At 68.8% G+C, this 13180-nt stretch carries 15 protein-coding genes; 2 read left to right on the forward strand and 13 right to left on the reverse strand.

The features are described 5' to 3' along the window. Positions 1-6: 6 nt before the first annotated feature. A complete protein-coding gene (locus ACZ5M6_RS02860; protein ID WP_409613011.1) occupies positions 7-1233 on the reverse strand; it encodes a BaiN/RdsA family NAD(P)/FAD-dependent oxidoreductase in 1227 nt (408 codons plus the stop codon). Between the two features lie 63 nt (positions 1234-1296). On the opposite strand from ACZ5M6_RS02860, the gene greA reads away from it, so the two are divergent. Continuing rightward, positions 1297-1776, forward strand: coding sequence for a transcription elongation factor GreA (greA, locus tag ACZ5M6_RS02865; protein WP_464159603.1), 480 nt, complete (start codon positions 1297-1299; stop codon positions 1774-1776). A gap of 6 nt (positions 1777-1782) precedes the next feature. On the opposite strand, the gene ACZ5M6_RS02870 is transcribed toward greA, so the two are convergent. The 12 genes from ACZ5M6_RS02870 to ACZ5M6_RS02925 all read right to left on the reverse strand — a co-directional run bounded on the left by ACZ5M6_RS02870 (position 1783) and on the right by ACZ5M6_RS02925 (position 11859). After that, on the reverse strand, positions 1783-2196 hold the full coding sequence (locus tag ACZ5M6_RS02870) for a helix-turn-helix domain-containing protein (RefSeq protein WP_464159605.1): 414 nt from the start codon (positions 2194-2196) through the stop codon (positions 1783-1785). 22 nt (positions 2197-2218) lie between these two features. Further along, positions 2219-3871, reverse strand: a complete 1653-nt coding sequence (lnt, locus tag ACZ5M6_RS02875) for an apolipoprotein N-acyltransferase (protein ID WP_183216420.1) — start codon at positions 3869-3871, stop codon at positions 2219-2221. 4 nt (positions 3872-3875) lie between these two features. After that, entirely contained in the window at positions 3876-4337 is a 462-nt protein-coding gene (gene ybeY, locus ACZ5M6_RS02880; RefSeq protein WP_464159606.1) for an rRNA maturation RNase YbeY, read from the reverse strand. Continuing rightward, the gene (locus ACZ5M6_RS02885; protein ID WP_464159608.1) at positions 4334-5320 is read right to left on the reverse strand and encodes a PhoH family protein; all 987 of its coding nucleotides are present in this window, start codon (positions 5318-5320) and stop codon (positions 4334-4336) included. The genes ybeY and ACZ5M6_RS02885 overlap by 4 nt, the downstream gene beginning before the upstream one ends. Next, positions 5320-6735 (reverse strand): tRNA (N6-isopentenyl adenosine(37)-C2)-methylthiotransferase MiaB, encoded by a 1416-nt coding sequence (miaB, locus tag ACZ5M6_RS02890; protein WP_464159609.1) that lies wholly within the window; start codon positions 6733-6735, stop codon positions 5320-5322. The genes ACZ5M6_RS02885 and miaB overlap by 1 nt, the downstream gene beginning before the upstream one ends. Positions 6736-6779: 44 nt before the next feature. Then, on the reverse strand, positions 6780-7265 hold the full coding sequence (locus ACZ5M6_RS02895; protein ID WP_054764392.1) for a Fur family transcriptional regulator: 486 nt from the start codon (positions 7263-7265) through the stop codon (positions 6780-6782). Between the two features lie 27 nt (positions 7266-7292). After that, positions 7293-7736 carry a ribosomal protein S18-alanine N-acetyltransferase gene (gene rimI / locus ACZ5M6_RS02900; RefSeq protein WP_228184868.1) on the reverse strand — a complete coding sequence of 148 codons (444 nt, stop codon included), beginning with the start codon at positions 7734-7736 and terminating at the stop codon, positions 7293-7295. Beyond that, entirely contained in the window at positions 7733-8413 is a 681-nt protein-coding gene (gene tsaB, locus ACZ5M6_RS02905) for a tRNA (adenosine(37)-N6)-threonylcarbamoyltransferase complex dimerization subunit type 1 TsaB (RefSeq protein ID WP_054764394.1), read from the reverse strand. Before tsaB ends, rimI begins: the two co-directional genes overlap by 4 nt. 82 nt (positions 8414-8495) lie before the next feature. After that, complete coding sequence (locus ACZ5M6_RS02910) at positions 8496-8903, reverse strand: helix-turn-helix domain-containing protein (RefSeq protein WP_054764395.1); 408 nt, start codon at positions 8901-8903, stop codon at positions 8496-8498. 45 nt (positions 8904-8948) lie between these two features. Beyond that, entirely contained in the window at positions 8949-9530 is a 582-nt protein-coding gene (locus tag ACZ5M6_RS02915; protein WP_287396449.1) for a helix-turn-helix domain-containing protein, read from the reverse strand. 58 nt (positions 9531-9588) lie between these two features. Further along, positions 9589-10149 (reverse strand): NifU family protein, encoded by a 561-nt coding sequence (locus ACZ5M6_RS02920; protein WP_182715032.1) that lies wholly within the window; start codon positions 10147-10149, stop codon positions 9589-9591. Between the two features lie 180 nt (positions 10150-10329). Continuing rightward, complete coding sequence (locus ACZ5M6_RS02925) at positions 10330-11859, reverse strand: helicase HerA-like domain-containing protein (RefSeq protein WP_464159613.1); 1530 nt, start codon at positions 11857-11859, stop codon at positions 10330-10332. 110 nt (positions 11860-11969) lie between these two features. On the opposite strand from ACZ5M6_RS02925, the gene ACZ5M6_RS02930 reads away from it, so the two are divergent. Further along, positions 11970-13094 carry an AI-2E family transporter gene (locus tag ACZ5M6_RS02930; protein WP_054764399.1) on the forward strand — a complete coding sequence of 375 codons (1125 nt, stop codon included), beginning with the start codon at positions 11970-11972 and terminating at the stop codon, positions 13092-13094. Positions 13095-13180: the final 86 nt, after the last annotated feature.

Below are 13180 nucleotides of genomic sequence, written 5' to 3' on the forward strand. Positions count from 1 at the left end.
CGTCTCTCAGCCCTTCGACCCCAACCAGTCGAGCAGGCCGCGCGCGGCCGCGACGCCTGAGGCGAAACTGGCCTGAAGCAGATAGCCGCCGGTCGGCGCCTCCCAGTCCAGCATCTCGCCCGCGACGAAGACGCCCGGCCTGGCGATCAACATCGAGCGGGCGTCCACCGCCTCCAGCGCCACCCCGCCCGCCGTGGAGATGGCCCGCTCCAGCCCTTGGAACCCCGTCAACCGCACGGGCGCGGCCTTGATGCGCTGCGCCAGGCAGAAAGGATCGGCCGGCAGGGGGCCGGTCTCGCGCAGGAGGGCGACGGCTAGAGGGTCCAGTTTCGCCGTCTTGCGCAGATGGGTGGCCACACTGGCCTTGGCCCGCGGCCGCGCCAGGCGCTCCGCCAGCTGTTCGACCGTCAGGCCGGGCTTCAGATCAAGGTGGATTTCGACCTGACCGTCGGCCTCGATCGCCTCACGCAGGGCCGCGGACAGGGCGTAGATCGCCCCGCCTTCCAGTCCATAGCGCGTGACCATGACCTCGCCCGGCACCGTTCGATCCCTCAGGCGGACCGAGACGGGCTTCAGGGGCCGCCCGGCGAACCGCGCGCGAAAGGCGGCGGACCAATCCACGTCAAAGCCGACGTTGGCGGGGCGGAAGGGGGCGACGGCCACCCCTTGGGCCTCCAGCCACGGCTTCCAGTCGCCGTCCGACCCCAGACGCGGCCAGCTGGCGCCGCCCAGGGCCAGGACGACGGCGTCAGGCCGCACTCGCCGCTCGCCGTCAGGCGTTTCGAACACCAGATCCGGCCCCGACCAGCCGATCCAGCGCGACCGCGTGCGGATTTCGACGCCCAGCCCTTCCAGCCGCGCCAGCCAGGCGCGGAGCAGGGGCGAGGCTTTCATGGCGCGCGGGAAGACGCGCCCGCTGGAACCGACGAAGGTCGGCTGGCCCAGGCCCTCGACCCAGGCGATCAGATCATCCGGCCCGAAGTCGGCGATCCAGGCCCTCGCTGTTTCAGCCGCCGGACCGTACCGGCTCAGAAAGCGCTCCATCGGCTCCGAATGGGTCAGGTTCAGACCGCCGCGCCCGGCCATCAGCAGTTTTCGCGCCGGAGACGGCGTCTGTTCATGCACCACCACCTTCAATCCGGCCTGGGCCAGGTGCTCGGCGGCCGTCAGGCCGGCCGGTCCGGCGCCGATCACATGGATGGCGGGCTCGGCTTGGCGGTCGGAGTGGGTCATCGCCCCGCTTTGCCCGCTCACCGCGACGCTGGCTATAGGGGGCGGGATGGTTATGTTCGGCCGATGAGCGTCGCCTTCACCCGAGAAGAAGATCTGGAAGCCACGGCCGCCGACCTGGCGGACCGGCCGATCTCGCCCCACCCCAACCTGGTCACGGCCGAAGGCCTGGCCCAAATCGAGGCCGAACTGGCCTCCGCGCGCGCCGCCTACGCCGCCGCCCAGATCAAGGGGTCGATCGAAAGCGATCGGACCGCCATGGCCCGCGCCACCCGTGATCTGCGCTACTGGTCGGCCCGCAGGGCGTCGGCCCAGCTGGTGGAGCCGGGCGAGACCGACGGGCGCGTTCGTTTCGGGGGCTCGGTCCGCATCGAGCGCGACGACGGGCGATCCCAGACCTGGCGCATCGTCGGCGAGGACGAGGCCGATCCCGCGAAGGGCTCGGTCAGCCATGTGTCGCCGCTGGCCCGCGCCGTTCTGGGCCGGCGCATCGGCGACGAGGTGGTGGTGGCGGGCCGGAGGGTGGAGATCACGGCGGTGGGCTGACCGCCTTCAGCGCGGCTTTTCGGCGGCGTCTCCCAGCATCTCGCGGATCATGTCCAGGATCAGCTTCTGATTTCGCAGGGGCAGATGCGGCGCCAGACGGGCGATCTCGACACTGTGTTTGGTCATCCGGGGCTCGTGGTCGAAGGCGGGCGCCTCCTCCTCGCCCACGCCGGCCTGGGCCACGCGAAAGCCCGAAAAGAAGTAGGGAATCTCCACCTTCATGAAGTCGGCCATTTCGAACAGTTTCGAGGCCGAGACGCGGTTCGTGCCCTTCTCGTACTTCTGAACCTGCTGGAAACTGACGCCCAAGGCGCGCGCCAGGGCGCTTTGGGTCAAACCCAGGCCCAGACGCTTCTCCTGAACGCGGCGGCCGACGTGGATATCGACGGGATGGGGCTCCTCGAGTTTTTCGCGCGCCATCCCGATTCCCCTCGTCCCGCTGTCAGCCCCTAAGGCGAAGCCTAGTGGGAGAGGTCAACGGCCACAAGCCGGGACGGCGGCCGGCGAAAAGGGAAATCGCCAGGGCGGCCAGAAGACCCGCGAAAAAGAACGCGTCGCCCCATCGGCCGTAGGGGGTCACCGCCGTCGGGCGCGGCAAGGGCGCATCGATCACCCCGGCGACGCCGGGATCAAGCCTTTGATTCTGAACGATCCGGCCCCAGGGATCGATCATGGCCGAGATTCCCGTCGGCGTGGCTCGCGCGATGGGCAGGCCGGTCTCGATGGCGCGATAGCTGGCCAGGTTCAAATGCTGGCGCGGCCCGGAGGTCGCGCCGAACCAGGCGTCGTTCGAGGCGTTGACGATCCAGTCGGGACGCCCGTCCGCGCCGGGCGTGAAGCCGGGATAAAGGCTTTCATAACAGATCAGCGGCTGGACCGGCGGAACGCCCGGAACGCGGATGGGCGCAGGAATGGGCCCGGCGGAGAAATCGCTCGGCATGTGAACCAGGCTGCGAAGCCCGACGGCCGTCATGATCGAACCCAGCGGCAGATACTCGCCGAACGGCACCAGCCGATGCTTGTCATAGACGGCGGCGATCCGCAGGCCCGGCCCGCCTTCGTCCACCAGGGCGAACAGGCTGTTGTAATAGCGGGCGCCCTCTGGGGCCGTTGGATCAGGTTCGCCCCGCGCCAGCCCCATCATCAAGGTTTGCCCCGGCCGCACGGCGCCGGCGATGGCGGCCGCATCCGCCGAGGCGAAGACGTCATTGGCCGAGGCCGGCAGGGCGCCCTCGGGCCAGACCACCACGTCGGGCGTTCGGGCGGCCGGCTGTCTCGTCAGGGCGACGTAGCGATCGACGATGGAGCGATAGGCCTCGGGCGACCACTTGGTTTCCTGTTTAACGTCGGCCTGGACCAGGCGAACCACGGTGTCGGTGAACCGCAACTCGGCCTGGGCCAGGCGCACGGCGCCGAAGAGGCCGATGGCGGCCAAGGCCAGAACGCCCAGTCCGGCCGAAATCAGACGGCTGCGCGCCGCGCCGGGGCCGATCGGGGGCGCGAGGGCCGCAGTCGCCGCAACCGTGACCAGACTCAATCCATAGACCCCGACCACCGAGGCGAACTGGGACATGCCCCCGCCCGCCCGCCAGGTCGCGCCAGCCGGGTTCCAGGGAAAGCCGGTCAGCACATGGCCGCGCAGCCATTCGGCGGCGCAGAACAGGGCGGCGAACAACAGAACCCGAACGACGCCTATGGGTGCGAACCGGCGATAGAGGGCGCAGGCGACGCCCCAGAAGAGCCCCAGGCCCGCCGGCAGCAGGCTGGCGGCGAAGGGCGCCATCCAGGCCTGTTCCGGATTGACGAAGAAGGCCTCCGCCACCCACCAGCAGCCGATGAAGAAATAGGCGAAGCCCGCCAGCCACCCCATCCAGAAGGCGCCGCGCGGGGTGTCCGACCGTTCCGACAGGATCATCAGCAGCGGATAGCCCAGGAGGCCGACCAGCACCCCGAACGGCGGATGGGCCAGGGCCGTCCCCGCCCCGGCCGACAAGGCCAGACCGATGCGGATCAGACGCCAGGTCCAGGCGCGACGCTTCTCGGGAAGGGCGCGAACGCGGGCGGCGAAACGGTCGAGCGCGGCGTCGGGAAACATAGTGTCAGTCCTGCCCCTCTACAGAGACATCAGCGGCATAGGGGTCAGCGACGCCCAGTTCGGCCAGGATCTCGCGCTCCTCGGCCTCCATCGCCTCGGCCTCGGCCTCGTCCTCGTGATCGCGGCCCAACAGGTGCAGCACCCCATGGACGACCAGATGGCTCAGATGGTCCGACAGGCTCTTGCCCTGAACGTCCGCCTCGGTCGCGCACACGCCATAGGCCAGGACGATGTCGCCCAGGTGGGGCGCGGCGTTCTCGGGCGCGGGAAAGGACAGGACATTGGTCGGCTTGTCCTTGTCTCGGAATCGGGCGTTCAGCGCCCGCACCGCCTCGTCGTCGGTCAGCAGGACGACGACGTCGCCCGCCACGGCGCCCAGGGCCGCCGCTGCGGCCCGTTCCGCTGCGGCTGCGACATCCGGCAGGGCGGCGGTCCAGGCCTCGGCCTCGATTTCGATGTCGATCATGCGGCGTCTTCAAGGTCCGGGGTCGGACGGGACCGGGCGGCGTCGGCGTCATAGGCGCGCACGATCCGCTCGACCATGGCGTGGCGCACCACGTCCTCGGCCGCGAACCTCAGGATGCCGACGCCCTGGACCCCGTCCAGGATCCGCAGGGCATGGGCCAGGCCGGAATCGCGCGGGTTCAGCAGATCGATCTGGGACGGGTCGCCCGTCACCACCATCCGCGCCCCCTCGCCGAGACGGGTCAGGACCATCTTCATCTGCAGACGCGAGGTGTTCTGGGCCTCGTCGACGATGACGAAGGCGTGGCTGAGGGTGCGGCCGCGCATGAAGGCGATGGGGGCGGCCTCGATCTCGCCCTTGTCGCGGCGGCGCTGCACGTCCTCGGCGCCGAGAATGTCGTTCAGCGCCTCCCAAATTGGGGCCAGATAGGGATCGACCTTTTCGTTCAGGTCGCCCGGAAGGAAGCCCAGCTTCTCGCCCGCCTCGACCGCCGGGCGGGTGATGACCAGCCGGTCCACCTGGCCGCGCCGCAGCAGGGAGGCGCCGTAGGCGGCGGCAAGGAAAGTCTTGCCCGTGCCGGCCGGACCGACCCCGAAGCTGAGCTCGCAGCGGCCCAGCATGTCGACATAGGCGGCCTGGGCCTTGGTCTTGGGCACGATGGCGCCGCGCTTGCCGCCCGGCAGGGAGACGCCCGCCGCCGCCAGACCCGGCGCGCCCTTGCCGCCGCGCGCCTGGCCCAGGGCGGCGCGTACGTCGGCCTCGGTGACCTCGGCCCCCAGGGCGGCGCGCTTGGCCAGATCCTCAATGACGCGGCGGGCGTCGGCCCGGTCGCGCGTACCCCCGTTGACGGAGACCCCGCCGCCGGGCGCCTCGACCAGAACCTTGAAGGCGTCCTCGATCAGGGCGACGTGACGGCTGTTGGGTCCGATCACCGCCCTCAGTTCGGCGTCATTCAGGGGAACGAACTCGGACTCTCTCGCCACTAGGCCGCCTTTTCCTTTTCCGCCGCCCCTGGGGCGACAAGCCGGCCCGTCAGACTGTTCTGCTGACCGGAAATGATTTCGACCGGAACGATCTGGCCGATCAGATGATCCGCGTCGTCGACATGGACCGACTGGAGATAGGGCGAGCGACCGATGGCCTGGCGGCGATCGGGATGGCGGCCCTTGCGGTCGAACAGGACATTCAGGGTCCGGCCCGCCTGGGCCTTGTTGAAGGCCGTCTGCTGTTCGGTCACCAGTTCGATCAGCCGGTGCAGCCGTTCCTTGGCCACTTCGGGCTCGATCTGTCGGCCCATGCCGGCGGCCGGCGTGCCGGGCCGGGGCGAATACATGAAGGCGAAGGCCGAGGCGTATCGGACCTGGCGCACCAGATCGAGCGTCTCCTCGAACTCGCGATCCGTCTCTCCGGGGAAGCCGACGATGAAGTCGCCCGAGAGGGCCATGTCCGGCCGGGCTTCACGGATGCGGGCGATCAGATCGAGGTAGGTCTGGCGGCCGTGCTTGCGGTTCATCAGCCGCAGGATGCGGTCCGAGCCCGCCTGAACCGGCAGGTGCAGATAGGGCATCAGGGCGTCCAGATCGCCGTGGGCGGCGATCAGGGCGTCCGACATGTCGTTGGGATGGCTGGTCGTATAGCGGATCCGGTCCAGGCCGGGGATCTCGGCCAGGGCGTAGGCCAGTTCGGCCAGGCTGGACTTGCGCCCGTCCGGCCGCTCGCCGTCATAGGCGTTGACGTTCTGGCCCAGCAGGGTGACCTCGCGCACGCCTCGATCCGCCAGCTGTCGCGCCTCTTCCAGCACCGAGGCCAGGGGCCGCGACCATTCTGCGCCCCGCGTATAGGGCACCACGCAGAAGGTGCAGAACTTGTCGCAGCCTTCCTGCACCGTCAGGAAGGCGGTCGGCCCCTCGGTGAAACGGGCGGCAGGCAGGGCGTCGAACTTGTCGTCAGGCGCGAAGTCGGCGCCGATCCGTTCGCCCCGGGCCCGCGCCGTGCGGGTCAGAAGCTCGGGCAGCTGGTGATAGGCCTGGGGGCCGACGACGATGTCGACCGCCGGTTGGCGTTTGATGATCTCCTCGCCCTCGGCCTGGGCGACGCAGCCGGCGACGGCGATGGTCATGTCGCCGCCCGTCTGGCGCTTGAGGTCGCGCAGTTCGCGGATCTTGCCGAGCTCGGAATAGATCTTCTCGGCCGCCTTCTCGCGGATGTGGCAGGTGTTCAGGATGACGAAGTCGGCCGCCTCGACCTCCTCCGTCACGGCATAGCCCAGCGGCCGCAGCACATCGGCCATGCGCTCGCTGTCATAGACATTCATCTGACAGCCGTAGGTCTTGATGAACAGCCGCTTGGACGGCGTGTTCTGCGCGGCCTCGGCTTTGGGAACCAGGGTCTCGGTCATGTCGGGCTTATGATCGCCCGAACCGGCGAGAACAAGACCGGGTTTCAGCCCGCATCCACGTCTTCGGGCGCCACGCGCGCGGCATGGCGTTTGAAGATGAGCCCTTCACGCTTGGACGGTTCGGCGCCGTCGATCGGCACGCCGTAAAGCTCCAGTTTGTGGCCGATCAGTTCGAACCCCAGCCGTTCGGCGATCTCGGACTTCAGCTTTTCGATCTCGGCGTCGAAGAATTCGATCACCTCGCCGGTCTTAGTGTCGATCAAGTGATCGTGATGGTCGTCGCCGGCCTCTTCATAGCGGCTGCGGCCGTCCCCGAAGTCGTGCTTCTCGACCACGCCCGCCTCTTCGAACAGGCGCACGGTGCGATAGACGGTGGCGATCGAAATATGCGGGTCGATCGAGGAGGCGCGGCGGTACAGTTCCTCCACATCGGGGTGGTCTTCCGCCGAGGAGAGCACCCGGGCGATCACCCGGCGCTGTTCGGTCATACGCATGCCGCGGTCGGCGCAGAGTTTTTCAATCCGGTCCATAGGCCTAGAATAGGGGCTCAGGCCGCTTCAGGGAAGCGGCGCCGTGTCCGGATTCATCGCAAGATCGCGTCCCAGCACCAGGGCGTCGGTTCGACCGCCGTCGGGCCGCGCATAATAGGCCTTGCGTCGCCCGATCGGGCGGAAGCCGGCGCGGTCGTAAAGGGCGCGGGCGGCCGCATTGTCCTCGGCCACCTCCAGAAACAGGCGCACGGCCCCGGCCTTGGCGGCGGCGACGGCCGCCTGACCGACCAGTCTCCCGCCTAGGCCGGCCCGCCGCGCCTCGGGCCGCACCGCCAGGGTCAGGATCTCGGCCTCATCCAGCACGACCCGGATCAGGATGAAGCCGTCCGGTTCGACCACCGCCAAGACGCCGGGCTGGGCCAGCAGGGCGGCGAACTCGTCCCGGCTCCAGGGCGCCGGAAAGGCTCGCGCATGGACGGCGGCCAAGGCGGCGGGATCGGGACGGATCATGGCGCGGTCTGGCGGGGCTGTCCCGGCAGACGGGTGGGCGGCGCCGCATCGGGCGCGCGCAGATACAGGGGCCGGGGCGGATGGGCGGCGGGATCGACTGACCGGGTCAGCCGAGCCAGGGCCGTCGGCGCGGGGGCGACGACGGGATCGGCCGAGGCCAGGCTCAGCTCAGGATAGGCTTCGCTCAGAAGACCGGCCCCGCTGCCGACCGCCTGAACCTTCGTCCCAAGAGCGGCGATGCGGTCGGCGGCCGCCTCCAAGGGCAGGGCCTCTTCCGGGCCGAGGGTCCGGCCGTCCGAGAAGAATTTGGCGTAGACCTGACCCCGCCGGGCGTCGATCAGGGCCGCGACCGGGACGCCCGCCGTCGCCAGGGGATCAGCCAGGGCGTCCAGCGTGGACACCCCCACGACCGGCCGCCCCAGGGCGGCGCCCAGACCCTGGGCGAAGGCCAGGCCCACTCTCAAACCAGTGAAGGAGCCCGGCCCGACCGTGACGCCGATCCGATCAAGACGATCGAAACCGCCCCCCGCCTCGGTCATGACGTCGCGCACCAGACCGCCCAGCCGTTCCTGGTGGCCCTTGGCCATCGGTTCGAACCGCACCGACAGGGGCCGGTCGTCCTCAAAAACCGCCGCCGTACAGGCGCCCAGCGCCGTATCAATGACCAAGAGTCTCATGCCGGCCTTCTAGAGGCTGACAGGCGGATGGGAAATCGCTTTGCGGCCTCAACCCGCCCTCAGCCGCCGCTCAGACCGTGCGTCAGGCCGCGCGCGACAGAACCTCGACCAGCTGCGTCAGGGCCTGTCTTACGGAACGGTCCTCAATGGCGGCGAAGCCGGCGGCCATGGCCAGGCCTTCCGGCGTGGCGGCGAGGGTTCGCATGATCGAGAGGTCGGTCGGCTCGCCGGCCTCCGCCCGCGCCGGAAAGAAGGCGCTGATCGGCATGGACAGGGCGATCGCCAGATTGTGCAGCCGGGCGGCCGATATCCGGTTCTGCCCGCCTTCGTACTTCTGCACCTGCTGGCAGCTGACCCCCACCATCTCGCCCAGCGCCGTCTGAGACAGCCCCAGGGCCTGACGCCGAGCGGCGATCCGCGCCCCCACATGCAGGTCCACAGCCTCGACTGAGCGGGCGTTCCGACGGGGAGCGGCGGGGCGGCTGTTCATGGCTCGAAGATGGCGCAACCTGTCCGGGTATGCAACCTTTTCGTTTCATGGCTCGTGGCGCGCCGTGACGAGGCAGAGCTGCGCCACCCGGCTAGGGTCGATGACTTCCTTCCCTTCCAGACGGCCGGCGCCCCGCACGTGCAGGCCGTCGGCGGCCGAGCGATCAAAAATGCGCGCCAGCCGCCGGCCGTCGGTCGTCAGGATTACGCAGCCCTGCCCCGGTCGCGGGCGACCTGGCCGATATTCCAGAACGACGCCGCGATCCGCCCAGGGCGACAGGGCGTCGTCGGCCACTTCAAGCCGATGGGTCCGGGGAATGGACGCGCCGGAGAAGGCGCGACCCCGCGCTTCGAGACCGGCTGCAGGACCGGCCGGCGCCGCGTCCGGACCGCCGGCCGCCAGCAGAGCCAGGGCCTCGGGCGTGGAATCCAGGGCGCCGGTCAAACGCCTCTGGACATCCGGCCGAAACAGGCCCGGCCGACGACCGGCCTCGTACAGGCCCCAACCCTGGCTGGTCATCTCCAGTCGAGCGCCCGCCTCGGCCTGGGACAGGCCGCGTTGGCGACGCAGGGCGGCGAGGGCCTCGCCGAGACGGAGAACATGAGGATCAGGGACGAAGCGCGCCATCAGAAGTTAAAGATGGCGCCTCCTTGCACGTCTGGCGATAATTTAAAGCGGGATCGCCCTAGATCGTCTGCTCGACCCGCGTCACCTCAGGCACATAGTGGCGCATCATCTGTTCGACCCCCGCCTTCAGGGTGGCGGAGGACGACGGACAACCCGAACAGGCGCCGCGCATCCGCAAGGACAGGACGCCGGTGGCCTCGTCGAAGGAATCGAACAGGATGTCGCCGCCGTCCTGGGCCACCGCCGGGCGGATGCGGCTGTCCAGCAGGGCCTTGATCTCGGCGACGATCTCGCTGTCGGCCTCAGCGTTCTGATCGGCTTCGCCAGCCTGACCGCGCGTCAGGGGCGCGCCCGAGACGAAATGGTCCATGATGACGCCCAGGATCGGCGCCTTCATCTCCGACCATTCCGGCCCGGAAACGCTGCGGACGACGGAAACATGGTCGGCGCCGAACAGGACGGCCTCCACCCCCTCCAGCTCGAACAGGGCTTCGGCGAGCGGCGAGGCGGTCGCCTCGTCGATCGTCCGGTATTCCAGCGTAGCCGACGGCGAGACCTCCCGGCCGGGCAGGAACTTCAACGCATTGGGATTGGGCGTGGGCTCGGTCTGGATGAACATGGGCCGGAGATGCGCATGACGCCGACGGCTTGCAAGTCTTAAACGCTTGAGCCTGATCGTTTCGGACGGAACCGCGAGGCGGTTCCGACAGACGCGTGAATCAGGCTCTCGCTTCAATCTGGAGCCTGATTCACCGTTTCAGCGGAACCGCGTAGCGGTTCCTCCTCAACGGATCAGGCTCTAGCGCCGACGCAGGCTTCCCAGAACGCCGCGCAGCAGTTCGCGGGTCAGGGTCGATCCGGCCGTGCGCAGCACGGACTTGGTCAGGGCCTCCATCGGCGTCTGCCGATTGGATGTTCGCTTGCGCGGCGCCGGCGCCGGTCGAACGTCGCCCCCGTCACTGTGCTGGTCGGCACCTACTCCCCCCTTGGCCCGGCCTTGCGGCTTTGGATCAGCCTGGGCCTGAGCCTCCCGTTCGGCGGCGGCGTGGCGGGCGGCGAGCACTTCTTCAGCGGATTCGCGGTCCAGGACCGGCTCATACCGGCCCTGGACCGGGCTGGCGGCGATTACGGCGGCGCGTTCGGCTTCGGTCGCCGGCCCCAGCCGCGAGGCGGGCGGCCGGATCCTTGTGCGGGCCACGACCGTGGGCGCGCCCTTGTCGTCCAGAACCGACACCAGGGCCTCGCCGACCCCCAGGGCCTGGATGGCTTCGGCCGTGTCGAAGGCGGGGTTGGGGCGGAAACTCTGGGCCGCAGCCTTCAGCCCCTTCTGTTCGGACGGCGTATAGGCGCGCAGGGCGTGCTGGATGCGATTGCCCAGCTGCGCCAGGACGCTGTCGGGAATATCGGCCGGATTCTGGGTGACGAAATAGACGCCGACCCCCTTGGACCGGATCAGCCGCACCACCTGTTCGACCTTCTCCAGCAGGGCGCGCGGCGCGTCGTTGAACAGCAGGTGGGCCTCGTCGAAGAAGAAGACCAGACGCGGCTTCTCCGGGTCCCCGACCTCCGGCAGCTGTTCGAACAGTTCCGACAGCAGCCACAGCAGGAAGGCCGCATACAGACGCGGACTGTTCATCAGCCGGGTGGAATCCAGCACATTGACCTGGCCCCGGCCGTCCAGGCCGACGCGGATGACGTCCTCCAGCTTCAAGGCCGGCTCGCCGAAGAAGGCCGCGCCCCCCTGCTGTTCCAGCTGAAGAATCGCCCGTTGAACGGCGGCGATCGAGGCTGGGGCGACATGGCCGACCTCGCGTCCGATCCGCTCGGCGTTCTCCCCGACATAGGCCAGAAGGCTGCGCAGATCGTCGATGTCCAGAAGCAGCAGCCCCTCCTGATCGGCGACGTGGAAGACCACCGTCAGCACGCCCTCCTGGACCTCGTTCAGGTCCAGCATCCGCGCCATAAGCACCGGGCCGATCTCGGAGACCGTCGTGCGGATCGGATGGCCCTTTTGACCATAAAGATCCCAGAACACCGTGGGCGCCGCGGACGGGGTCAGGGCCAGGCCCATGTCGGCGGCGCGGGCCAGCAGCTTTTCGTTCGGCGTCCCGATCTGGGAAATCCCCGACAGGTCGCCCTTCACATCGGCGCAGAAGACCGGGACGCCCGCGTCCGAAAAGCCCTGGGCCAGGATCTGCAGCGTCACCGTCTTGCCGGTTCCCGTCGCCCCGGCGACCACGCCGTGGCGGTTCGCCCGATGGAACAGAAGGGCCTGGTCCTGGCCTTCGTCGGACTGGCCAAGGAAAAGACCGGCGGGGGTGTCGGACATCGAAAGGTCTCCAGAAGCGGGACGAAGGTCTAGCGCAGTCGCGAGCGGGTCGGAACCGCCGCCTTCAAGGCCGGTTGACGGCGTTCTTCGCCCCACCGACAAGGGTGGCCATGAAGAGCCCCATCACCATGCAGTCTTCGGCCGTCTCGCGAAACGCCCTGGTCTTGATCGCCACCGTCGCGGCCGGTGCGGCCCTCTACTGGCTGCGCGACATACTGACGCCCCTGGCCATGGCCGTTTTCCTGTTGATCATGATAGACGGGGTCAAGCGGTCCGTGGCGGCGCGCACTCCTTTGAACGACCGCTGGGCGGGGACAGCGGCCCTGCTGCTGGTGGTCCTGGCCTTCTTCGCCTCCATCGCCATCATCGTGAACGGCGCCGCCGGATTCTTCGGCGAGGCGTCGGGCGTGTCGCAGAACATCGGGCCGCGCATCGACCAGATCATCCGCGACGTCTACGCCCTGATCCGGCTGAACAATCCGCCCACGGCCCAGGACCTGATCAACGGCGTCGATCTGCGCGGCTATCTGACCTCCGTGGCCTTTCAGGTGCAGGGCATCGCCTCGGGCGCCTTCTTCGTCCTGGTCTATCTCGGTTTTCTTCTGGCCTCGCAGATCGGCTTCCGGCGCAAGATCATCGCCATGTTCCCCCACAGGCATCAGCGCGACGAAGCGATCGCGGTGTTCAACCGCGTCCGCGGCGGGGTCGAGGGCTATCTGTGGGTCCAGACCGTGACCGGGGCCCTGATCTGCGCCGCAGCCTGGATATTGATGCGGGCTGTCGGGCTTCAGAACGCGGAGTTCTGGACCTTCGTCATCTTCATCGTCGGCTTCATCCCGGTTCTGGGCGGGGCTGTGGCGGGTCTGGCCCCGCCCCTGTTCGCCCTGGTGCAGTTCCCCAGCTACTGGCCGGCGCTGATCCTGCTGGTGGGGCTTCAGACCATTCTGTTCATCGTCGGCAATCTGGTCCAGCCGCGCATGCAGGGCGACAATCAGAACATCGACCCGGTGGTGGTCCTGCTGGCCCTGGCCTTCTGGGGCAAGCTATGGGGCGTGGTCGGCATGTTCCTGTCGACCCCGCTGGCCGTGATGGCCATGGCGATCCTGGCCGAGTTCAAGGGTTCGCGCTGGATGGCCGTGCTGCTGTCGGGCGACGGCGAACCCTATGCGGACGAACACAAGACGGCGCATCACAGGCGGGGCTCATTCTCCAAGGACGACGCTGACGAAGCCTGAGGCCGCCGTGCGGCGTCAGGCCGCAGAGAAACCTGTGACGCCGGCCTCTTGAAACCCGCCCCGGACCGCCCATCTCAGCCTCAACG

It is taken from the genome of Brevundimonas sp. Br13 (assembly GCF_055391505.1).